The organism is Sphingomonas sp. Leaf343 (genome assembly GCF_001423765.1).
Lineage (GTDB): Bacteria > Pseudomonadota > Alphaproteobacteria > Sphingomonadales > Sphingomonadaceae > Sphingomonas.
The window spans coordinates 106,222-127,874 of the sequence record NZ_LMPG01000016.1 but is presented as its reverse complement, the minus strand read 5'-3'; the positions used below and the strand labels follow the sequence as shown (position 1 = coordinate 127,874).

At 69.8% G+C, this 21,653-nt stretch carries 19 protein-coding genes; 3 read left to right on the top strand and 16 right to left on the bottom strand.

Annotation, left to right across the window (positions count from 1 at the left end):
• Positions 1-4 precede the first annotated feature (4 nt).
• Positions 5-3,346, top strand: a complete 3,342-nt coding sequence (locus ASG07_RS16000) for a polysaccharide deacetylase family protein (protein WP_055849227.1) — start codon at positions 5-7, stop codon at positions 3,344-3,346.
• On the opposite strand, the gene ASG07_RS15995 is transcribed toward ASG07_RS16000, so the two are convergent.
• On the bottom strand, positions 3,347-4,393 hold the full coding sequence (locus ASG07_RS15995; RefSeq protein WP_055849224.1) for an oxidoreductase: 1,047 nt from the start codon (positions 4,391-4,393) through the stop codon (positions 3,347-3,349).
• Positions 4,394-4,461: 68 nt separating this feature from the next.
• Here ASG07_RS15995 and ASG07_RS15990 point away from each other — a divergent pair, with 68 nt between their 5' ends.
• Complete coding sequence (locus tag ASG07_RS15990; protein WP_055849494.1) at positions 4,462-4,875, top strand: hypothetical protein; 414 nt, start codon at positions 4,462-4,464, stop codon at positions 4,873-4,875.
• Between the two features lie 84 nt (positions 4,876-4,959).
• Here the strand turns inward: ASG07_RS15990 and ASG07_RS15985 are convergent, their stop codons facing one another.
• The 3 genes from ASG07_RS15985 to ASG07_RS15975 form a co-directional block, all read right to left on the bottom strand.
• Positions 4,960-6,756 (bottom strand): IlvD/Edd family dehydratase, encoded by a 1,797-nt coding sequence (locus tag ASG07_RS15985; RefSeq protein ID WP_055849220.1) that lies wholly within the window; start codon positions 6,754-6,756, stop codon positions 4,960-4,962.
• A gap of 297 nt (positions 6,757-7,053) precedes the next feature.
• Complete coding sequence (locus tag ASG07_RS15980) at positions 7,054-8,496, bottom strand: mannitol dehydrogenase family protein (RefSeq protein WP_082474895.1); 1,443 nt, start codon at positions 8,494-8,496, stop codon at positions 7,054-7,056.
• Positions 8,497-8,667: 171 nt separating this feature from the next.
• A complete protein-coding gene (locus ASG07_RS15975) occupies positions 8,668-11,073 on the bottom strand; it encodes a glycoside hydrolase family 3 N-terminal domain-containing protein (RefSeq protein ID WP_082474872.1) in 2,406 nt (801 codons plus the stop codon).
• A 123-nt stretch (positions 11,074-11,196) separates the two neighbouring features.
• Here ASG07_RS15975 and ASG07_RS15970 point away from each other — a divergent pair, with 123 nt between their 5' ends.
• Positions 11,197-13,269, top strand: a complete 2,073-nt coding sequence (locus ASG07_RS15970) for an alpha-glucuronidase family glycosyl hydrolase (protein ID WP_055849488.1) — start codon at positions 11,197-11,199, stop codon at positions 13,267-13,269.
• Here the strand turns inward: ASG07_RS15970 and ASG07_RS15965 are convergent.
• From ASG07_RS15965 to ASG07_RS15910, 12 genes are all read right to left on the bottom strand, one after another.
• The gene (locus ASG07_RS15965; protein WP_055849217.1) at positions 13,245-14,666 is read right to left on the bottom strand and encodes a hypothetical protein; all 1,422 of its coding nucleotides are present in this window, start codon (positions 14,664-14,666) and stop codon (positions 13,245-13,247) included. The two genes, ASG07_RS15970 and ASG07_RS15965, sit on opposite strands and share 25 nt — an antisense overlap.
• 1 nt (position 14,667) lies before the next feature.
• Positions 14,668-15,177, bottom strand: a complete 510-nt coding sequence (locus ASG07_RS15960; RefSeq protein WP_055849214.1) for a DUF2306 domain-containing protein — start codon at positions 15,175-15,177, stop codon at positions 14,668-14,670.
• A gap of 132 nt (positions 15,178-15,309) precedes the next feature.
• Entirely contained in the window at positions 15,310-15,924 is a 615-nt protein-coding gene (locus tag ASG07_RS15955; protein ID WP_168377366.1) for a hypothetical protein, read from the bottom strand.
• Entirely contained in the window at positions 15,888-16,421 is a 534-nt protein-coding gene (locus ASG07_RS15950; RefSeq protein ID WP_055849211.1) for a demethoxyubiquinone hydroxylase family protein, read from the bottom strand. Before ASG07_RS15950 ends, ASG07_RS15955 begins: the two co-directional genes overlap by 37 nt.
• Complete coding sequence (locus ASG07_RS15945) at positions 16,418-16,900, bottom strand: disulfide bond formation protein B (protein ID WP_156361907.1); 483 nt, start codon at positions 16,898-16,900, stop codon at positions 16,418-16,420. The genes ASG07_RS15950 and ASG07_RS15945 overlap by 4 nt, the downstream gene beginning before the upstream one ends.
• Complete coding sequence (locus ASG07_RS15940) at positions 16,897-18,243, bottom strand: S41 family peptidase (RefSeq protein ID WP_055849205.1); 1,347 nt, start codon at positions 18,241-18,243, stop codon at positions 16,897-16,899. The genes ASG07_RS15945 and ASG07_RS15940 overlap by 4 nt, the downstream gene beginning before the upstream one ends.
• Before the next feature lie 230 nt (positions 18,244-18,473).
• On the bottom strand, positions 18,474-19,631 hold the full coding sequence (locus ASG07_RS18045) for a murein hydrolase activator EnvC family protein (protein WP_201781052.1): 1,158 nt from the start codon (positions 19,629-19,631) through the stop codon (positions 18,474-18,476).
• Positions 19,631-20,053 carry a 23S rRNA (pseudouridine(1915)-N(3))-methyltransferase RlmH gene (locus tag ASG07_RS15930; protein ID WP_055849201.1) on the bottom strand — a complete coding sequence of 141 codons (423 nt, stop codon included), beginning with the start codon at positions 20,051-20,053 and terminating at the stop codon, positions 19,631-19,633. The genes ASG07_RS18045 and ASG07_RS15930 overlap by 1 nt, the downstream gene beginning before the upstream one ends.
• A gap of 12 nt (positions 20,054-20,065) precedes the next feature.
• On the bottom strand, positions 20,066-20,479 hold the full coding sequence (gene rsfS, locus ASG07_RS15925) for a ribosome silencing factor (RefSeq protein ID WP_055849198.1): 414 nt from the start codon (positions 20,477-20,479) through the stop codon (positions 20,066-20,068).
• 28 nt (positions 20,480-20,507) lie between these two features.
• Positions 20,508-21,095 (bottom strand): nicotinate-nucleotide adenylyltransferase, encoded by a 588-nt coding sequence (locus ASG07_RS15920; protein ID WP_201781051.1) that lies wholly within the window; start codon positions 21,093-21,095, stop codon positions 20,508-20,510.
• Positions 21,092-21,379 carry a type II toxin-antitoxin system RelE/ParE family toxin gene (locus ASG07_RS15915; RefSeq protein WP_055849195.1) on the bottom strand — a complete coding sequence of 96 codons (288 nt, stop codon included), beginning with the start codon at positions 21,377-21,379 and terminating at the stop codon, positions 21,092-21,094. Before ASG07_RS15915 ends, ASG07_RS15920 begins: the two co-directional genes overlap by 4 nt.
• Positions 21,370-21,621 carry a CopG family ribbon-helix-helix protein gene (locus ASG07_RS15910; RefSeq protein WP_236694748.1) on the bottom strand — a complete coding sequence of 84 codons (252 nt, stop codon included), beginning with the start codon at positions 21,619-21,621 and terminating at the stop codon, positions 21,370-21,372. The genes ASG07_RS15915 and ASG07_RS15910 overlap by 10 nt, the downstream gene beginning before the upstream one ends.
• Positions 21,622-21,653 lie beyond the last annotated feature (32 nt).

Sequence of the window (21,653 nt, the reverse complement as noted above, 5' to 3'; positions counted from 1 at the left end):
GAACATGTCGGAAAACCCGGTCTTCTACGATGCCACCGGACGGCGGCGGCGACGCTTTCTCGTTGCGGCGCTGGCATTCGCGCTGCTGCTGGTGCTGGCGGTGGCGGCGTTCGCCGCGACGGTGCTGGACGTGGTGCCGCAATCCGCTTTGCCGTTCCATGCAGAGCGCGCGCAGTTGCGCAAACCGAGCGGAGCGGAGCGGCTGGTGACACAGGGCGGCAAGACGCTGCGCCATACCGTCCATGCCGGCAAGCGCCTGTTCCGCACCGGTCCCGCGGTCAGCCCGCCGATGGCGGTCGCCTTCCACGCACCGTGGGACGATGCCAGCGCCGCCTCGCTCCAGCGCAACATCAGCCAGCTCGACTGGCTGGTGCCCGGCTGGCTGTCGATCACCGGCCCCCGGCATCGGGTGACGCTGTTCCCGGATGCCCGCGGGCGCGCGATCATCGCCGGCGCGGCCCGCCGGCCCAAGATCATGCCGATGGTCCAGAACGCGCTGAACGGCGAATGGGACGGCGCGGGCACGGCGGCGATGATGCGCGATCCCGCCGCGCGCAAGGCGGCGCTCGACCGGATCGAGGCGCTGCTGATGCAGACCCACGCCGACGGCGTATTCTTCGATTTCGAAAGCCTGCCCGACACCGTCCACCCCTATTACCGGCGCTTCCTGACGGAGGCGCGCGCCCGCTTCGCCCCGCGCAACTGGGTCGTGTCGATCGCGGTGCCCGCCGCCGATCCCGCCTGGGACCTCGCCGCCTATGCGAAGGTCGCCGACAAGCTGTTCCTGATGGCGTATGACGAGCATTATGCCGGCGGCACCCCCGGCCCGATCGCATCGCAGGAATGGTTCGAGAATGTCGTCGCCCGCGCCGCGCGGGACGTGCCGGTCGGCCATCTGGTCGTCGCCGTCGCCTCCTATGCCTATGACTGGCACAAGGGCGGCACCGACGCGCTGGCCGTCGACGAGGCGTGGCTGGCGGCCAAGGAATCCGACGTCGTGCCCCGGTACGACAAGGCGAGCGGCAACAGCGCCTTCGCCTATGACGAGGATGGCGAACGGCACGAGGTGTGGCTCGCCGATGCCGCCTCCGCCTATCACCAGATCGACTGGCTGCGGAAAGCCGGCATCCGCTCGCTCGCGCTGTGGCGGCTGGGCAGCGAGGACCCGTCGCTGTGGCGCTTCTTCGGCCGCAATCACCGCGCGCTGCCGCCCGCCAACGTCATCGACGAGATCCCCGCCGGCACCGATGTCGATATCGAGGGTACCGGAGAAGTCCTGCGCATCGGCGATCCGCCCGTCGCCGGCCACCGCAAGGTCAGCGTCGACGCCAGCGGGGAGATCGCCGACGTCCGCTTCACGCAACTGCCCTCACCCTGGACCGTGCAGCGAACCGGCTATCGCCCCGGGCTCGTCGCGCTGACGTTCGATGACGGGCCGGACCCGAAATGGACGCCGCAGATCCTCGACGTGCTGAAGGCGAAGCATGTTCCCGCCACCTTCTTCATCATCGGCGACAACGGCCTGACGCAGCGCGGCCTGCTCCAGCGGCTGATCGCGGAGGGGCATGAGGTCGGCAACCACACCTACACCCATCCCAATCTGGCGACCACGTCGGACGACGCGACGATGCTGGAGCTGAACGCGACGCAGCGGCTGTTCCAGGCGTTCACCGGCCGCTCGCTCCGCCTGTTCCGCGCGCCTTATTTCGGGGATGCCGAACCCAGCACCGCCGACGAGATCGGCCCCGCCTATGCGGCGCAGCAGCGCGGCTATCTGTCGGTCGGCCTGCACGTCGATCCCGACGACTGGATGCGCCCCGGCGCGCAGGCGATCGTCGACCGCACCGTCGCCGGTGTCGAGGCGGGCGACGCGGAGCGCAGCGGCAACATCGTCCTCCTGCACGATGCCGGTGGCGACCGCGCCCAGACCGTCGCGGCGCTGCCGGTGCTGATCGACCGGCTGCGCGCCAAGGGATACCGGTTCGTGCCGGTGTCGGAGCTCGCCAACCTGCCGCGCGACATGGTCAATCCGCCGGTCTCGTCGGGCGATCGCTGGGCGGCACGCGCCGATCTCGGCCTGTTCCTCGCGCTTGGCGGCATGACCGTGGCGATCAAGTGGCTGTTCGCCGTGGCGATCACGCTCGGCATCCTGCGCGCGCTCGCGCTGTCGGCGCTGGCGCTGGTGCAGGCGCGTCGCGAATCCCGCACCATATTCCCGGCGATCGACGCCGCGACCGAAGTGACCGTGCTGATCCCCGCCTTCAACGAAGACCGCGTGATCGAGCGCGCGGTGCGCCGCGTGCTCGACAGCCGCGACGTGGCGGTGAAGATCGTCGTGATCGACGACGGCTCCAGCGACCGCACCAGCGCCGTCGTCGCCGAGGCGTTCGCCGACGAGCCGCGCGTCCGCCTGATGACACTGGCGAACGGCGGCAAGGCGCGCGCGCTCAACACCGCGCTGATGGAGGTGACGAGCGACATCGTCATCGCGCTCGACGCGGATACCCAGTTCGAGGAGACGACGATCGCCCGCCTCGCCCGCTGGTTCGTCGACCCGACGCTGGGCGCGGTCGCCGGCAACGCCAAGGTCGGCAACCGCGTCAACCTCATCACCCGCTGGCAGGCACTGGAATATATCACCGCGCAGAATCTGGAACGGCGCGCGCTGGCGCGGCTCGATGCGATGACGGTCGTGCCCGGCGCGGTCGGTGCGTGGCGGGTCGAGACCCTGCGGCAGGTCGGCGGCTATCCCACCGACACGCTGGCGGAGGATCAGGATCTGACGATCGCGATCCAGCGCGCCGGCTGGGCCGTGCATTACGATCAGTACGCGGTCGCCTGGACCGAAGCTCCCGAAACCGTCCGCGGCCTCGCCAAGCAACGCTTCCGCTGGGCGTTCGGTACGCTGCAATGCCTGTGGAAGCATGGCAGCGTGATCCGCGAGGGCCGCCCGAAGGGGCTCGCCCGCGTCGGCCTGCCGCAGGCGATCCTGTTTCAGGTCGTGCTGGCCGCGATCAGCCCGATCATCGACCTCGCGCTGATCCTCAGCGTCGTCGGCACCTGGACCCGCGTCGCCGCGCATGGCTGGGCGCAGACGCAGACCGACGTGTTCACGATGCTCGGCTACTGGCTGATCTTCACCGCGATCGACCTGCTCGCCGCGTTCATCGCGTTCGCGCTGGAACGGCGCGAAAAATGGCGCCTGCTCTGGCTGCTGATCCCGCAGCGCATCGGCTATCGCCAGATCATGTACTATGTCGTCTGCAAGGCGATCGTGCAGGCGATGCGTGGCCCCTCCGTCGGCTGGGGCAAGCTCGACCGCAGCGGCCGGGTGACGGCGGCCTAGTCACCCCGCCGCGAGGTCCGGCACGACCGAACATCCGCGCCGCGCCGCCTCGGCCGCGGCCTCCACCACCGCCATCACCGCCAGCGCCTCGCCCGGCGGCACGGGGTTCGGCGCGCCGGCCGTCAGCGCCGCGACCACGCCCGCATAGAAGCGCCGCTGATCGCCCGCCACCGCCGGCACCGTGAGCGGCACCCCGCCGCTGCCGTCATAGACCAGCAGCGGGTCCGGGTCCTCGCCCCATCCCGGCGCACCCGGCGTCATCCCTTCGAGCAGTTGCGCCTCCTGCCGGTCGATCAACGGCTTCACCAGCGTCCCGCCGCTGCCATGCACCACGAACCGGTGCGTGCCGCCCGCCACCAGCATCCCCGCGTGCAGCACGACGCGCCTGGCCGGATAGTCGAGCACGACATGCGCCCAGTCGTCGACCTGCGCACCCTGCCTCAGCGTTCCCAGATTGGCCTGCACCCGGTCCGGCATGCCGAACAGGCACAGCGCCTGATCGACCAGATGCGGCCCCAGATCGAACCACAGCCCCCCGCCCGGTCCGTCCCGCTCGCGCCAGCGGTCGCGCACCACCGGGCGGAACCGGTCGATATGCGATTCGACATGCGCCACCTCGCCCGCCAGCCCGTCCCCGATCGCCCGCCGCACCGTCAGGAAATCGCTGTCCCAGCGCCGGTTGTGATAGACCGACACCAGCCGGTCCGCCGCCTCCGCCGCCGCGACGACGGCCCGCGCCTCCGCCAGATCGAGCGTGAAGGGCTTGTCGACCACGACATGCCGCCCCGCCCCGATCGCCGCCAGCGCCAGCGGCGCGTGGCTGTCGTTCGGGGACGCGATCACCACCAGATCGACATCGCCCCGCGTCGCCACCGCGATCGGGTCGGCATCCACCCCGACGCCCGGCCAGTCGGCGTGCACCTTCGCCGCATCGCGCGACGCCACCACGACCAGCTCCAGCCCCGGCGTCGCCGCGATCATCGGCGCGTGGAACGTCCGGCCGGCATAGCCATAGCCGATCAGCGCGACGCGGATGAGGTTCGGCATGGCGGTTCTCCTGATGGCGCGGCGATCCCGCGACGGGTACGATCCCGACTTTCCACAGGATGCCGCCGATGACCATCGCCTCCCGCGCCGTGACGACGATCCGCATCTTCTGCCCGGTGCAGCCGGCGACGCTGGCGATGCTGCTGTCGGCAGGCGCGGCGGCGATGGACGACGATCCGGTCCTCGGCGCGATGCTCGCGATCCTGCGCGAGGACGGCCCATTCGGTGATTTCGGCGTGTACCGGAACGTGATCGAGATCGCGCCGGGATGGGAAAGCTTTCGCCCGACCGCCGATGCGAACCCGACCAGCGGCACCGCCGGCCAGGTGGCGCTGTCACCGACGGTGGTGCTGACGACCTATGTCGCGGCGGACGCGCCGGCGGAGGCGGTCGACGCCGTGCTGACGCGGATCATGGCCGCGCATCCGTGGGAGATACCGGTCGTGGAGATCGGTAGCGCGAGGCTGTTAATGCGGGGGTGAGGAGCCCGCTCGCGGAGAAGCCTTTCCCCCCAGGGGGAGGGGAGGGCCTCGCCACGGGCCGACCGACCGTGGCGACGATACGCCTCAGTGGTTATCGCGCGGCAGCCCCATCGTCTGCGCGATCCGCTGATAGGCCTCCGCGCCCTCCAGGATCGCGCCGGTGCCGAGCTGTCCCACCGTCGCGCGCTGGATTTCCTGCCACGGTGTCTGCGACGCCGGATATTTGTACCCGCCCTCGGCCGCCAGCGCGGCACGACGCTCGGCGATCTCGGCATCGGACAGCAGCACGTCGGCGCTGCCCGTCTTCAGGTCGATCCGCACCCGGTCGCCCGTGCGCAGCAGCCCCAGCGCACCGCCCGCCGCCGCTTCCGGGCTGGCGTTCAGGATCGACGGCGAACCGGAGGTGCCCGACTGGCGACCGTCGCCGATGCACGGCAGCGCGTGGACGCCGTCCATGATGAGGTGCGCGGGCGGCCGCATGTTCACGACCTCCGCCGCACCCGGATAGCCGACCGGGCCGGCACCGCGCATGATGAGCAGGGTTTCCGCGGTGATGCCCGTCGCGGGATCGTCGATGCGATGGTGATAATCCTCCGGCCCGTCGAACACCACGACCGGCCCCTCGAACGCGTCGAGATCGCCCGGCTTCGACAGATAGCGCTCGCGGAATTCCGGGCTGATGACGCTGGTCTTCATCACCGCGCTGTCGAACAGGTTGCCGGACAGCACGACGAACCCCGCCGCCTCCTTCAGCGGACGGTCGAACGGGCGGATGACCTTGTCGTCCTCGATCGCGACGCCGCGGCAATTGTCGCCCATCGTCTTGCCGTTGACGGTCATCGCGCCTTCGTGGATCAGCCCCTGATCCATCAGCTGGTTGACCACGGCGGGCACGCCGCCGGCGCGGTAGTAATCCTCGCCCAGATACTCGCCCGCCGGTTGCAGGTTGACGAGCAGCGGCACGTCCAGCCCCTGCTCCTGCCAGTCGGTGATCGGCAGGTCGACGCCGATGTGGCGCGCGATCGCGCACAGGTGGATCGGCGCGTTGGTCGATCCGCCGATCGCGGAGTTGACGCGGATCGCGTTGTGGAACGCCTCCTTCGTCAGGATGTCGGACGGCTTCAGGTCCTCGTGCACCATCTCCACGATGCGGCGGCCGGTGTGGTACGCCACCTCCTGACGGTCGCGATACGGGGCCGGGATCGCCGCCGAACCCGGCAGCGACATACCGAGCGCCTCGGCCAGCGAATTCATCGTCGTGGCGGTGCCCATCGTGTTGCAATAGCCCGTCGACGGTGCCGACGACGCGACGAGGCGGATGAACTCCGCATCGTCGATCTCGCCCGCCGCCAGCAGCTCGCGCGCCTTCCACACGATCGTGCCCGATCCGGTGCGCTCGCCCTTGTGCCAGCCGTTGAGCATCGGCCCGACCGACAGCGCGATCGCGGGGATGTTCACCGTCGCGGCGGCCATCAGCATCGCCGGCGTCGTCTTGTCGCAACCGATCGTCAGCACGACCGCGTCGAGCGGATAGCCGTACAGCACCTCGACCAGACCCAGATACGCCAGGTTGCGATCGAGCCCGGCGGTCGGGCGCTTGCCCGTCTCCTGGATCGGATGGACCGGGAATTCGAGCACGATGCCGCCCATCTCGCGCACGCCCTCGCGCACGCGCTCCGCCAGCACCAGATGGTGGCGGTTGCACGGCGACAGGTCGCTGCCCGACTGCGCGATGCCGATGATCGGCCGACCGGAACGCAATTCCTCCAGCGACAGGCCGAAGTTCAGATACCGCTCCAGATACAGCGCGGTCATGTCGATATTGGCGGGATTATCGAACCACGCGCTGCTGCGGAGCTTCGGGGCGGTGGTATCGGACATCGTAACGAGCTCCGGTTCAGAAAAAGCGGACAATGATATAGTCAGACAATTACGGCAATCATCGCAGCCGGGCAAGCACGGCGATGATGCAAATATAACATGCGATATCCGCAAAAACGCGGGCGTCGCGGGACCGGCGTCACAGCAGCGGTCGGGGCGGATGCGGCGCGGGTCGGAACGTGGGCGCGGTCATGCTGCCCGACATGCACCGGAACGACACTGGCCATGCGATCCCCTCCTCCGACCGGCTGCCGCTTCATCGTCGGCACGCCCGCGCTGATAGCGCTATCAGCAATCCTACTCCTCCGGCGACATGCTATCAAGCCGCCGCGGGTACGCACCGGCCGCCAACCGGTCGAACACCGTCCTCGCGCCGTCGCGTTCGATCGCGTCCAGATGCGCCGCGATCGCTCGGCGCGCATCCTCGTCCAGATCGTCCGCGCCGATCGCCGCGAGCAGCGCATCGACCCCGTTCGCACCCGCCAGACGATCGGCGATGGGATCGTCGACCGCGAAGCGTTCGCCGGCATCCGTCACCCCGGCCTGCCAGCGCATCCACGCCGCCACCGCCAGCGCCAGCGCATCGACCGGCAATCCCTGCGCGCGACGTTCCCGGATCGGCGCGATCAGCCGCTGGGGCAGCTTCTGCGATCCGTCCATCGCGATCTGGCGCGTCCGGTGCTGGAGCGAGGAATTGGCGAAGCGCGCCATCAACTGTTGCCGATAGCCCGGGATATCCAGTCCGGCTGGCGGCGTCAGCGTGACCGCCGCTTCGTCCCACAGCGCCTCCACGAACGCCCGCCCGGCATCGCGCGCCACGAACTCGTGCACGAACGCATCGCCCGCCAGCCCGCCGAGATAGGCGATCCCCGAATGGGCGCCATTCAGCAGGCGCAGCTTGGCATCCTCCCATGGCCCCACCGCGTCGGTCAGTTGCACGCCCAGCGTCGCGAAATCCGGCCGCGGGCCGGTGAAACGGTCCTCCACCACCCATTGCAGGAACGGCTCGGTCTTCACCATCGCCCGGTCCTCGACGCCGATCCGCCCGGCCAGCGCGGCGATATCCGCATCAGTCGTCGCGGGGACGATCCGGTCGACCATCGTCGCCGGGAACGCGACCTCCCGGTCGATCCAGTCGGCCAGCGCCGGGTCGTGCGCGCGCGCCATTTCCAGTACGCCCGCGCGCAGCAACGCCCCATTATGCGGCAGGTTGTCGCACGACAGGATCGTGATCGCGGCACGGCCCGCCGCCCGTCGCACCGCCAGGCCGGCCGCGATCAGCCCCGGCACCGTCCGCGGCGCATCCAGCGACGCCAGATCGTGCGCGACATCGCCGTCGTCCGCGTCGAGCGTCCCGCTCGCGCGATCCAGCTTGTAGCCCTTTTCCGTCACCGTCAGCGTCACGAGATGCGTGTCCGTCGCGCCGATCGCCCGGACCACCGCCGCCGGGTCCTCCGGCGCGACCAGCACGTCCAGCACTGCGCCGATCACCTGAGCCCGCGCATCCTGGCCGTCCCGCACCAGCAAGGTGTAGAGTCCGTCCTGCGGCACCAACTGGTCGCGCACCGCCGCCGATCGCAACGACACGCCGACCACGCCCCAGCGCAGGTCGCCCCCTTCAAGCGCCGCCTCGAACACCGCCGCCTGATGCGCGCGATGAAACGCGCCGATGCCCAGATGCACGACGCCGCGCTTCGCCGCATCCCGGTCGTAAGCGGGACCGGCGACAGCGGCCGGCATGTTGATCGCCGACAATCTCACGGCGCGCACCGGGCGGCGATATCGGCAACGGACGAACAGGTCATGGCGCGATCCTCACGGCCTTCCGGCCCGAACAGGACGTCATCGTATCAGCATCGATGCGCGAATGGCCAGACCAGTTTCGACGCCGCACCCTGACCACTACACCGGTCAGGCGATTTCCAGCGTCACCGTCTTCACGTCGCGACTGTTCGGCCCGGCCATGATGTCGAACAGGCCCGGCTCGACGACCTCGCGCAGGTCGATGTTCCACATCCGGAACGCCTCCGGTCCCAGCACGAAGCGCACCGTCCGCCGCTCGCCGGGTTTCAGAGTCACGCGCTCGAACCCCTTCATCTCCTTGATCGGCCGCGCCACCGACGACACCTGATCGCGCACATAGACCTGCACGACCTCATCGCCCGTCCGCTCGCCGACATTCGCCACGTCGACCTCGACCGTCACGGTCCCGCCGACACCGATCTTCGGCACGGACAGCCTCGGCGCACCGACCTCGAACCGGGTGTAGCTCAGCCCGAAGCCGAACGGGAACAGCGGCGCGTCGTCGTCGAACAGGTATCCCCGCCGCGCCGACGGCTTGTGATTGTAGTAATATGGCACCTGCCCGACGTCGCGCACCACCGTGACCGGCAGCTTCGCGCCCGGATTGACGTCGCCGAACAGCGCTTCCGCGATCGCGGTGCCGCCCTCCTGCCCGACATACCAGCATTCCAGCAGCGCATTGGCCCTTGCGACGACCGCCGGCCACGACGGCGGGCGGCCGTTGATCGCGACGACGACGACGGGCTTGCCGGTCGCCTTCATCGCCTCGAACAGCGCGGTCTGCTCGCCGAGCAGGTCCAGCCCGGTACGGTCGCCGAGATGGTTCTTCGCATAGCCTTCGCGGCTGGTCTGTTCGGTGTCACCGATGGCCAGCAGGATCACGTCGGCGGTCTTCGCGACCGCGACGGCCTCCGCGATCAGCGCGCGGTTCTTCGCGGGGTCGGCGAGCAGCACCTCGTTGGCGGACCGGTCCTCGCTCTGCGTGATGAAGACGCCCTGCGCATGCACGATCTCCGCCTTGCCCTTCAGCCGCGCGCGCACGCCGTCCAGCAGCGACACCTCCGTGCGCGGGATCGAGGAATAGCCGCCCAGCCGCGTCACCGCCGCGTTCGGCCCGATCACCGCCACCCGCCGGTGCGCGCCCGCCGTCAGCGGCAGGACGCCGTCGTTCACCAGCAGTGCGATCGACCGTCGCGCCGCCTCCAGCGCCAGCGCACGCGCCTCCGCATTGGCGGTCAGCACTGCCGCAGCCCGCGCATTCACCGGCTCCGCCTCGAACAGGCCGGCGCGGAACTTCAGCGTCAACATCCGCCGGCACGCCGCATCCACCGCCGCGACCGGCACCGCGCCGCTGCGCACCTGTTCGGCCAAGGTGCGATACGCGACCCCGTCCGGCAGGTCGCAATCGACGCCGGCCTTCAGCGCGAGCGCCGCCGCACCGGCCAATCCGGGCGCGATGCGGTGGAACGTCGCCAGTTCCTGGATCGCCGCGTAATCGCTGACCACCGCACCGTCGAAACCCCATTCGCCGCGCAGGACATCGCCCAGCAGCCAGTGATTGGCGTGGCTCGGCACACCGTCGATCTCGTTATAGGACGGCATCACCGCGCCGATCCCCGTCCGCTCCACCACCGCGCGGAACGGTGGGAAGAAGCTCTCGCGCAGCTCCCGCTCACCCAAGGGCGCGGGGGCGACGTTGTTGCCCGCCAGCGGCTGGCCGTGCCCGGTCATATGCTTCAGCGTCGCGAAGACCTTGTCCGGCGCCAGCGTCTTGCCCGGCCCCTGCAATCCCAGCACCGCCGCGACGCCCATCTCGCCGCACAGATACGGGTCCTCGCCGAACGTCTCCTCGATTCGGCCCCAGCGCGGATCGCGCGCGATGTCGACGACCGGGGACAGCGCCAGCACGGTGCCGTGCGCGCGCACCTCGCGCCCGATCACCGCCTGCACGCGCGTCATCAGGTCGCGGTCGAAACTGCCCGCCAGCGCGATCGCCTGCGGGAAGCTGGTCGCCTCCGGCGCCATATAGCCGTGCAGCGATTCCTCGTGGAACAGGATCGGGATGCCCAGCCGCGTCGTCCGCGCCCAGGCCTGACCGGCGTTGACGAACGCGATCGTGTCCGCGGGCTTGCGCCACCGCCCGGTCACGTCGGTGCCCGTATTGTTCGCGGTCGCCGCACCGCCCCGGTCGGACGGCCGCGCGATCTGGCCGATGCCGTCGGGATACGCCTTGCCCGCCATCGCCGCATCGAAGCCGCGGTCGGCGTTCATCACGTCGCGCTTGGTGGTCGACAGCGTGATGAGCTGCGCGACCTTCTCCTCCAGCGTCATCCGCCCGATCAGGTCGCGGACCCGCAGGTCGACCGGCGCGCGCGCATCGCGGTACAGCGGCCCGGCCAATCCGGCGGCGGCGCGTACGGCGGCGGGCATCAGCGTCGCGAGGGAAACCCCCGCGCTCCAGCGGAGCAGGTCGCGACGACCGTAATCGGTGGCGTTGGCGGCGGGGCGGGTCATGTCAGGCTCTCTCCCGAAGTGCAGTCGCGGCATTGCTTCCGATGCCGTCGCTGTGATAGCGTTACCATGCGTGAGGCCGGGCCGAATTGTCAATGCCACCGTCCGCGCGAAGGGACGAGGATGATGAAGCTTCTCATACGCATCGCGTCGATCGCCGGGCTCGCGCTGGCCGGGATCGCGCCTGCGCAGGCCGAGGACGGCTACGACCTGTGGCTCCGCTATCCCAAGGCGACGATCGCCGCGGATGCCGTATCGGTGCGGGGCGACACCCCCACGTTGCGCATCGCCGCCGCCGAACTGCGCCGCGCGCTGCCGGCCGGCACGGGCCCCATCGTCCTCGCCACCGCCGCCCGGGTCGCGTCGCTCGACCTGCCGACGAACACGCTCGGCGACGAGGGCTATCTGGTCCGCCGCGTCCGGATGGATGGCCATCCGGTCACGCTCGTCACCGGCAACACCGATCGCGGAATCCTCTACGGCGCGTTCGCGCTGATCCGGCAGCGCGCGACCGGCCAGACCGGCGACCTCGCCTCCAGCCCCCGCGTAAAGCTGCGCGTGCTGAACCACTGGGACAATCTCGATGGCGTGGTCGAGCGGGGCTATGCCGGCCGGTCGCTGTGGGACTGGTGGACGCTCCCCGACTATAAGGACCCGCGCTACGTCGACTATGCGCGCGCCAACGCGTCGCTCGGGATCAACGGCACCGTCCTCAACAACGTGAACGCGAAGGCAGAAAGCCTGTCGCCCCGCTACATCGCCAAGGCGGCGGCGTTGGCCGACATCTTCCGCCCCTATGGCATCCGCGTCTACCTGTCGGCGCGCTTCTCCGCGCCGATCGAACTGGGCGGGCTGAAGACCGCCGATCCGCTCGACCCGCAGGTCGCCGCGTGGTGGCGCGCCAAGGCCGACGAGATCTACCGCGCGATCCCCGATTTCGGCGGCTTCCTGGTCAAGGCGAACAGCGAGGGTCAACCGGGGCCGCGCGACTACCACCGGACGCATGCCGACGGCGCGAACATGCTCGCCGCCGCCGTCGCGCCGCATGACGGCATCGTGATGTGGCGCGCCTTCGTCTATGCCGACACCGACCCCGACGACCGCGCCAAACAGGCCTATACCGAGTTCAGGCCGCTCGACGGCCGTTTCGCGAAGAACGTGATCGTTCAGGTCAAGAACGGCGCGATCGACTTCCAGCCGCGCGAACCCTTCCATCCGTTGTTCGGCGCGATGCCGAAGACTTCGCTGATGATGGAGTTCCAGATCACCAAGGAGTATCTGGGGTTCGCCACCCATCTCGCCTATCTCGGCCCGCTCTTCGCCGAAACGCTGGGCAGCGACACCTTCGCCAAAGGCCCGGGATCGACCGTGGCGAAGATCGTCGACGGCTCGCTGGAGGGGCATCGGCTGACCGGGATCGCCGGCGTCGCCAATATAGGCGACGATCGCGACTGGACCGGCTCCACCTTCAACCAGGCGAACTGGTACGCGTTCGGCCGGATGGCATGGGACCCGTCGCTCCCTGCGGAAACCGTGGCCCGCGAATGGGCGGCGCAGACCTTCGCACCCGCCGCCGTCGCGCCCGCCGTGGCGATGATGATGGGATCGCGCGAAGCGGTGGTCGATTACACCGGTGCGCTCGGCCTCGCGCATGTCATGGCGACGGGCCACCATTATGGGCCGGGACCGTGGGTGGCGGACCTGAAGCGCCCCGAATGGAACCCGGTCTATTATCACAAGGCCGATCAGCGCGGCATCGGCTTCGACCGCACGAAGTCCGGCAGCAACGCCGTCGCGCAATATGCCCCGCCCGTCGCCGCGAAGCTCGCCGATCCCGCCACCACGCCGCCGGGGGAGCTGCTCTGGTTCCACCACGTCGCATGGGACCGGCGGATGCCGTCCGGCCGTACGCTCTGGGCTGACCTCGTCGGGCATTACGATTCTGGCGTCGCCTATGTCGCCGGCATGCGCACCCGATGGGATACGTTGAAACCCGTGGTCGACGCCGAACGCTGGCAGAAGACCGCCACCTTCCTCGCCATGCAGCAGCGCGAGGCGCAGTGGTGGCGCGACGCCAGCCTCGCCTACTGGATGTCGGTCAGCGGCCTGCCCCTGCCTGCCGGCGTCGCGCCGCCGCCGCACGACCTGAGCTGGTACAAGGCGCTGACCTTCCCCTACGCGCCCGGTAATCCGCAATAGCGGCGGGCGCGGAGTATCAGCACGGCCAGCAACGGCACTGCGACGACGCCGTACAGGTATAGCCCTCCCCAGGTCGACCAGCCGAACCACTCGCTCGGCCATGTCCGGAGGTCGCCGCGCAGGAACCGGTACTCGATCACCGCGCTCCAGATCGGGAAGCGGAATTCGGGCGGCGCGGCGATCTCCGCCGAGGCGATGCACAGGTTCAACGCGATCGACACCGCCAGCAATCCGCCGGCCGCCCATCGCCCGATCGGCTTCAACCCCGCCCACCACGGCGCGAGACACAGCGCGAGCAGACCGACCGCGGGCATCGCATGGCGCGGTCCGGTGGAATTGCCGCCATCCCAATAGACGTAGGCGGCGTTGACCATCAGCACGATCAGGATGACTGCCGCCGCCATCGCGGCGATATCGCGCGTCCGCCGCTCGTCCGCCATCGTCGCCAGCCCCAGCGGCGCGACCAGCAACACCGGCGCGACCCAGAACAGCCCGCGCCGCTCCCCGAACAGGATTTCCCACAACAGGATCGGCCGCGGCCATGTCAGGCCGAACAGCCCCTGCTGCATCCCGTCGAAGCCGACCACACCCGAATAACCGACCCTGAACACCGTCCCGAACGCGAACAGGTTGTAGAGCGGCAAAGGCAGCAGCGCGACGACGCCGCCGATGGCGGCCAGCCCCAGCAGCAGCCAGCGTCGCGGCGACGGCCACACCCGCCACACCGCCCAGATCGCGATGGCACTTCCCGCCAGAACCGCCTGATACTCGACCACGACCGCCCAGCCGAGCGCCGCGCCACCGATCAACGCCGGCCACCGCCCTTGCGTCAGGCTCGCCCGCCAGAAGCACCAGATCGCGATCACGTACAGCGCCGCCACTGCGGCATGGCCGAAGATCGTCGTCGACCAGCCCCAGATCGGCGTCCCGAGAGCATAGGTCAGCGCCGCGAACAGCCCCGCCCCCACGCCTGCTTCCGAACCGGCGGTCAACGCCGCCGCCATGTCGAACAGCAGCACCGCCGCGATCGCCGTCAGCACCGCCGGCCCGCTCGCCGTCGCCAGCCTGAGCCTCAACCGCAGGAACCGCGCCAGCGACGGGTCCCCCAGCGACAGCACGTACGAACGCGCCCGCTCTCCCGTCGCCACGTCGGCCAGCGCCACCGCCGGCAACGCCATCAGCGTCATGCCCGGCGCCTTGTCCAGATAGGCGTGCGGGCCGAAAATCGCCTTGTCGATCGTCAGGTCGCGGAACTCGTCGATCGTCGCGTCGCCATCCTCGACCATGCTGATCGCCGCGAACAGCCGCGTCGAATTGTTCGGGTTGAACTCCCACGACCCGAACCACGCGCACGACAGCCAGACGAGCGCGAACAACAGGATGCGGATCGTCTTCATCTTACCACCCGGCGAACAGCCAGTGGCCGAGCAGCCGGTCGAACGGAAAGGTGAAGAACCCCGCGACCAGCAGCGCCCCCGTCACCATGCCCCGCACCGCGCGGCGATGCCGCACCACCTGATGCTGCCTGGCCGACCACCAGATCAGCGGTACCTGCACCAGCGTGAACAGCGACAGCAGGTGGATGACACCGAAATGCCCGCTCGTCCGGATGCCGAGCGACAGCGCCGCCGTCGCGATCATCGCCCCTGCCCATATCCGGCCGAGCGAGCGATGCCGCGCATCGCCGCGCGGCCGCAGCAGGATCACCGGCGTCAGCGTCAGGGCGACCACGATCGTGACGAGGTGCAACCAGATCAACGCCGGCACCCGCGCCCACTCTCCCGCCCCGCGCGCCACCGCGACGGCGACGCAGGCCAGCAACACGACCGCGCCGACCGACAACAGCTTCTCGAACGGATCGACCGCGATCGGCGACCGCGTCCTTACCGATGATATGATCGTCGCCACCCTGCCATCCCCCGGAGCTCTCACTGCCGTGGCTAGCGACGCGGCGCGACCCGGTCAAAGGGGATGCAACGAACCCTTCGACGCGAGCGTCGATCCCGGGACGGAGCCGGGCGAGACCCCGCCAGACCGCCGTCAGGGAACCTGCCGCTCGTCCCGCTGCCGCGCCCGCTTGGCGGCACGGAAAGCCTGATCGCGCTGGCCCATGCAGCCGACGGCGCCACCCGCACCGCCCGCAGCGGAGCAGGACCCGATCCCGCTCGCGCCGGTCGCCATCACGCCACCGGCATTCGCCGCCCAGCTCGCATTCTCGGGCGTCACCTCAAGGCTGCGCAATTCCTTGGGCAGGCGATACTGCTCCTCGGCCGAGCGCCGCTCGCACACCACGATCTCGTCGCCGTCGCTGTTGGTCGGGCAGCGTTCGTTGCCGTAAATCAGCAGCACGCCGTTGACCGGCGCGCCTTTGCCGACACCCTCCTGCGCCTGCGTACCCTGACGCGGGCGGGCGGCCCCGGGCAGCGCGGGTTTTGCGCTCACCTGCTGCGCGGCGACGGGTTGAGGCGCGGCCGGCGGCGCGGCATCGGCGGCGGGAGCCGTCGCCGGTGCGGGCGTCATGACCTGTTGCGCCGCCGCAGGGGCCGTAACGGGAGCGGCCAGCATCGCCAGCACCAGCATCGATCGTTTCACGCGCCACTCTCCCGCCAACATCATCGTCAGATCCGCTTCGCCGCCGCGATCGCCAGCCGGCATCCCAGCCGGATCGCTCCGCTCAGGATCGGATAGCCGATCGTGTTCTCCGCCCCCGCCGCCAGAGCATGCTCGCGATGCTCGACCTCTTCCGCCTGGAAATCGGCGATCGCCGCCGACAGTTCCGGGTCGCTATCGCCCAGCTCTTCCAGCTGCTCGGCATAATGTTTGTCGATCTCGGTCTCGACCGCGGCGGTGCAGGCCATCGCCGCATCCGGGCCCATCGCCGCCGTCGCCGCGCCCAGCGCGAAGCCCGCCACCGTCCAGAACGGCTGTAGCAATGTCGGTCGCACGCCACGCTCCACGATCATGCGGTCGAAGAATGCACGGTGACGCTCCTCCTGCGCGGCCATGTGGTGGATCGCACGCGCCGCCGGATGCCGGTCGCCCAGCACCGCCAGTTGCCCCGCGTAGATGCGCGTCGCACCATATTCTCCAGCCTGATCGACGCGGATCATCGCGTCGCTCCGCTCGCGCCGGTCACCGGGTTTCCAGCTCATCGCACCCTCCGCAACAGCCACAGGATCAGCGTCGCGCCCCCGAGTGACAGGATCGCGTTGTAGCCTGCCATGGAAACGCCGAACAGCGACCATTGTGCCTGATCGCACCGCACGATGGGCGCATGCAGCAACGCATCCAGCCGGTCCGCCGCCGAAATACCGCCCAGCGGCGCCGTCGCCGTGCAGGCGGTGAAGCCCTGCCACCAGTGATATTCGACGCCGGCATGCATCACCCCGATCACGCCCGACACGCCGATGCAGAGCGCCGCGACCGCGACCAGCGCCGCGCGCCCGCCGCCGCGCCGCACCATCAGCGCGAGCACCGCGATCACCACGGCGGCATAATGCGGCAATCGCTGCCAGTGGCACATCTCGCACGGGATCAGCCCGCCGATGAGCTGCGATCCCCACGCGCCCGCCAGCAGCGCCAGCGGCAGCAGCAGCGCGACCAGATTGGCGGTACGCAGGCGGCTCATCATTTCGCGGGCGTCTTCACCGTGACCCTGGTCGCGGCCGCCACCTGCGCCGGCCCGCCCAGCCGCGCGACCGTCTTCAGCGCGTAATAGAGCTGGAAATCCTCGATCCCCTGCTTCTTCAACTGTTCGGGCGTGGCGGCGAAGCGCGGATCGGTCTTCGCGTCCTCCTCCAGCACCTTGTTGTCGGCCTTCACCTCGTTGATGAGGTGGCGGCGCAGATCCGCCTCGCGGAACACCGGCCGCGACTTGTAATCGGGGTCGCTGATCTGCGGCACGGCGATATCGGGCTCGATCCCGCCCTCCTGCACCGACCGGCCCGACGGCGTGTAGTAGCGCGCCGTCGTCAGCCGCAGCGCCGTCTCCGGCCCCAGCGGCAGCAAGGTCTGCACCGATCCCTTGCCGAAGCTGCGCTCGCCCATCACCAGCCCGCGGTGGTGATCCTGCAACGCGCCCGCGACGATCTCCGATGCCGACGCGGTGCCGGGGTTGGTCAGCACCACGACCGGCAGGCCGTGCGCGTCGTCGCCCGGCTTGGCGAAATACCGCTCGATGTCCGACTTCTCGCGCCCGCGCTGCGACACGATCTCGCCGTGGTCGAGGAACGCGTCGCTGACCGCGATCGCCTGCGTCAGCAGCCCGCCGCCGTTATCGCGCAGGTCGACGACATAGCCCAGCGGCCGATGCCCCAGCGCCTTGTCGATCGCCATGATCGCCGCGCGCGTGTCCGCGCCGGTCGCCTCGGAGAAGGTGTTGATGTTGATATAGCCGACCTGCCCGCGAACTTCCCACTTCACCGGCTTCTGCGTGATGACCTCGCGCATCATCGCCACGTCGATCGGCTTGGTCGTGCCGGGCCGCACCAGCGTCAGCGCGATCTTCGTACCCGGCTTCCCCCGCATCAGCCCGATCGCCTCGTCCAGCGTATCGCCATAGATCAGCTTGCCGTCGATATGCGTGATATAGTCGCCGGCCTTCACGCCCGCGCGCGCCGCCGGCGTATCCTCCTGCGGCGCCACGACCTTCACCGCGCCGTCTTCCATCGACACGGTCAGCCCGAGGCCGCCATAATTGCCCTCGGTCATGATCCGCAGGTTCTGGAAATCGAGCGCATCGACATAGCTTGAATGCGGGTCCAGGCTGGTCAGCATCCCCTGGATCGCGCCCTTGATAAGGGTCTTGTCGTCGACCTTGTCGACGTAATCGGACTTGATGCGGTTGAACACATCCATGAACTGGTCGAACTCGCGGTAGGTATCGCTGTCGACCGCCGCCATCGCCGCGGTGGCGAGCGGAATCGCCGACATCGCAGCGACGATCGCGGTGGCAGTCAGAAGCGGACGGCGCATGAAGACCCTCTGGCGGCAGGACAAGCCACCTGTGTAGCGGATTACGGACAGCCGATCAAAGCGCGGTTGCGGTGAACGGGGGCTGACCGGGTTCGGGCGATCTGCGAGTCCATTCGCCCCCCAGGCGAAGGCTCCCCCGTGTTCCTGCGGAGGCGGGGACCCTGTAGCCCAGCAGCCCTGCTTCAAGAACACCGGGCTCCCGCCTGCGCGGGAGCGCCGGCAGGTGGCGCCTACCCCGCCAACGCCGCCGCATCGATCGGCCGCCCGCGCCGCCGTACCTCGACGGTCAAAGGCAGCTGCTCACCCCCGACCGCGCGCCCGATCGTCTGCCCCTGCGCCACCTCCGCGCCGGCCTTCACGCCAACCCGTGACAGCCCGCTCAACAGACTGGTCCACCCATCGCCATGATCGATCACCACGATCATCCCGTAATCGCCGAAGCGCCGCGCATAGCGCACCCGCCCGCCTGCCGGTGCGACGACGGTCGCTCCCGGCGCAGTCACGAACGATAACCCGCGTGACCGTACGCCTGCCTCCGATATCTCGCCGAAGCCAGTGACCAGCCGCCCCGCGACCGGCATCCGCAGCACACCCCGTGGCGCGGGCGGCCCGAGCACGCCGACCGCCATCGGCCGCGCCACCGGGCCGGGTAGCCGCGACAGCCCGGCGACGACCGCCTGCCCTTCGCCGTCTTCCGTCATCCGGTCGATCAGGTCGCGCGCCTCCTCGCCCAGGGCCAGCGCCCGATCGGACTCGGTGATCGCGCCCCGCCCCAGCGCCAGCGCCCTGCCACGGTGCGACGCCTCCAGAGCGGCCAGTTCGCGACGCTCGCGCTCCAGCCGCGCCCGGCTATCGCCGATCGCCCGCGCCGCCAGCACCGCATCGGCGCGCAGGCCCCGCGTCCGCTCCAGTTCCGTCCGCACGCCTGCGGTGCGCGCGCGGATCACCGGCAGCGCGCCACCCAATACAGCACGCAGATGCACGAGGTCGTCGACGGATCCCGGCTGCGCCACCGCGACGATCGCCGGTCGCGCCGCCAGCGACTGGAGTGCCGCGAGCAGGCGCGCGACGGGAGCCTGCGCCGTCGCCAGCCGCGCGCGCTGGTCCGCCAGCAGCCGGTCGACCAGCGCGGCGCGGGCGCCCGCCGTCGCCAGATCCGCCTCCGCCGCGCCGACGCGCGCCGCCAGCGCCCGTTCGTCCGCCGCCGCTTTCGCCGCCGCATCGCGCTCGGCCGATGCCGCAGCCGCAAGCCGATCGGCCCGCGCCTGCGCCACCGCTCCCGCCCGCCTGGCTTCGGTCAGGCTGCGCTGGCGATCCGCGAGGTTCGGCCCCGCCGCCGCGACGCCACCGGTGGCCAGCAGCGCCAGCAGGATCACGGCGGACCGCATCAGCCTTCGCGGTGATAGGGGTGGTTGGCGAGGATGCTGGTCGCGCGAAACAGTTGCTCCGCCAGCATCGCACGCGCCAGCAGATGCGGCCAGGTCGCCCGCCCGAACGAGACCAGCATGTCCGCCTCCGCGCGCTCGGCATCACCGAACCCGTCGGCCGCACCGAGCAGGAAACGCGTTTCCCGCACCCCTTCGTCCCGCCAGCGGCCCAGCCGCTCTGCGAACGCGAGCGAACCCAGCACCTCGCCCTTCTCGTCCAGCAGCACACGTCGTGCGTGCGGCGGCATCGCCGGTTCCTTGCCGCCCGTGTCGGGCAACTCCGTGACCTTGGTGGGCCACGCGATCCGCTTCAGATAGCGATCGACCAGCTCCGCCTCGGGCGACCGGCCGATCCGGCCGCGCGCGACCACGTGGAGCAGCACGCGCGGCGGCCGTCAGTGCGCGGCGGGATCGGTCTTCGGGGTCGCGCCGCTGGGGTCCGGCGCATCGCCGAACGACCACATCCGCTCCAGATTGTAGAAGGAGCGGACTTCCGGACGGAACAGGTGGATGATGATGTCGCCCGCGTCGATCAGCACCCAGTCCGCGGTCGGCAGCCCCTCGGTCCGGGTCAGCCGGCCCGTCTCGGCCTTGATCCGCTCGGACAATTTGGCGGCCATCGATGCCACCTGCCGGGTCGACCGACCGCTGGCGATGACCATGTAATCGGCGATGCTCGATTTCCCCGCGAGCGGGATCGACACCGTCTCGACGGCCTGATCGTCGTCGAGCGAGGCCAGTACCAGCTTGTGCAGCGCCTCGATCTCTTCGGGATCGGCGGAACGGGGAACGGGAGAGGAAGTGGCCAAGGGAGCTCCTGTGAGGACCGGGCGGCGCTCAGGAAAAGCGCCGGTGCCAGTCGGGGTCGCCGGCGCGGATGCCGGTGGCGGACGTCGGATCGGGGCGGAAGCGCAACAGCACGAGGGCCGGCAAACTCCACGTCGTCCATCGGTTCGCGGCCGACCGCGGTCGCCGATATCGCCGCAGCCAGGCCATCGCGGGACCCGCGAGGGCACGACCATCATATCCCGGCCGCGCCACGACCGCAATCGGGATCGCGCGCGCGATCCCGCGCCAGTCGCGCCAGCGGTGGAATTGCGCCAGATTGTCCGCGCCCATGATCCACACGAATTGTCGTTTCGGATAACGGCGTTGCAGCTTGCGGATCGTGTCGACGGTATACCGCGTGTTGAGCCGCGCCTCGATCGCGGTGGCCCGGATCGGCGCCCGCCGCGCCATGGCCCGCGCCGACGCCAGTCGCGCGGCCAGCGGTGCCATGCCCTTCGCGGGCTTCAGCGGATTGCCCGGCGACACCAGCCACCACGCCTCCTCCAGCGCCAGCGCGCCCATCGCCGCCAGCGTGATGCCGCGATGCCCCAGGTGCGCCGGGTTGAACGATCCGCCGAGCAGGCCGGTGGGGATCATCGAGAAGGCTGCGACCAGTTCTGGCGCTCGTGATGCACGCGCAGCACGTCCACGCCCTCCGGGACCAGCCGGTAGCGGATCAGGTAAGGCGTATGACCGACCTTCAATATCCTATGACCGTCGGCATGCGGCCGCCCTATCTGCGGAAAGTTCGCCAACGCGCTCGCGCGTTCCCGGATCGTCGTCAGGACCTCGACGGCGACATTGCCGCTCGCTTCACGGAGCAGCCAGGTATCGATTTCGCGCAGATCGTGGAGTGCCGGAGTCGTCCAGTTCACGCGCATCGTGCGCGGTGCCTGGCGATCATCTCGTCGAGTTCGATCATCACATCCGCATGCGGCACCACATCACCGCGATCGGCCGCGTCGACACCTTCCTGCACGAAGGCCCGGAACTCGGCCTCGTGTTCCGCGACACGCCGCACCGCATCCGCCACGAATTCCGCGCCCGTGATCCCGCGGCTGCGCGCCAGCTCCTCGACCAGCGACGCGGTTTCGGCGGGCACTTCGGCGGTGATCCGGGTCATCTCCATCACCCGAAGCTACGCCGATCCCGGAC

Bases quoted from the DNA above. Each gene is read 5' to 3' on its own strand.
- ASG07_RS16000 (WP_055849227.1), top strand. From the start codon at position 5: ATGTCGGAAAACCCGGTCTTCTACGATGCCACCGGACGGCGGCGGCGA.
- ASG07_RS15995 (WP_055849224.1), bottom strand. From the start codon at position 4,393: ATGCCGAACCTCATCCGCGTCGCGCTGATCGGCTATGGCTATGCCGGC.
- ASG07_RS15990 (WP_055849494.1), top strand. From the start codon at position 4,462: ATGACCATCGCCTCCCGCGCCGTGACGACGATCCGCATCTTCTGCCCG.
- ASG07_RS15985 (WP_055849220.1), bottom strand. From the start codon at position 6,756: ATGTCCGATACCACCGCCCCGAAGCTCCGCAGCAGCGCGTGGTTCGAT.
- ASG07_RS15980 (WP_082474895.1), bottom strand. From the start codon at position 8,496: ATGCCGGCCGCTGTCGCCGGTCCCGCTTACGACCGGGATGCGGCGAAG.
- ASG07_RS15975 (WP_082474872.1), bottom strand. From the start codon at position 11,073: ATGACCCGCCCCGCCGCCAACGCCACCGATTACGGTCGTCGCGACCTG.
- ASG07_RS15970 (WP_055849488.1), top strand. From the start codon at position 11,197: ATGAAGCTTCTCATACGCATCGCGTCGATCGCCGGGCTCGCGCTGGCC.
- ASG07_RS15965 (WP_055849217.1), bottom strand. From the start codon at position 14,666: ATGAAGACGATCCGCATCCTGTTGTTCGCGCTCGTCTGGCTGTCGTGC.
- ASG07_RS15955 (WP_168377366.1), bottom strand. From the start codon at position 15,924: ATGCCGGCTGGCGATCGCGGCGGCGAAGCGGATCTGACGATGATGTTG.
- ASG07_RS15950 (WP_055849211.1), bottom strand. From the start codon at position 16,421: ATGAGCTGGAAACCCGGTGACCGGCGCGAGCGGAGCGACGCGATGATC.
- ASG07_RS15945 (WP_156361907.1), bottom strand. From the start codon at position 16,900: ATGATGAGCCGCCTGCGTACCGCCAATCTGGTCGCGCTGCTGCTGCCG.
- ASG07_RS15940 (WP_055849205.1), bottom strand. From the start codon at position 18,243: ATGCGCCGTCCGCTTCTGACTGCCACCGCGATCGTCGCTGCGATGTCG.
- ASG07_RS18045 (WP_201781052.1), bottom strand. From the start codon at position 19,631: ATGCGGTCCGCCGTGATCCTGCTGGCGCTGCTGGCCACCGGTGGCGTC.
- ASG07_RS15920 (WP_201781051.1), bottom strand. From the start codon at position 21,095: ATGATCCCCACCGGCCTGCTCGGCGGATCGTTCAACCCGGCGCACCTG.
- ASG07_RS15915 (WP_055849195.1), bottom strand. From the start codon at position 21,379: ATGCGCGTGAACTGGACGACTCCGGCACTCCACGATCTGCGCGAAATC.
- ASG07_RS15910 (WP_236694748.1), bottom strand. From the start codon at position 21,621: ATGACCCGGATCACCGCCGAAGTGCCCGCCGAAACCGCGTCGCTGGTC.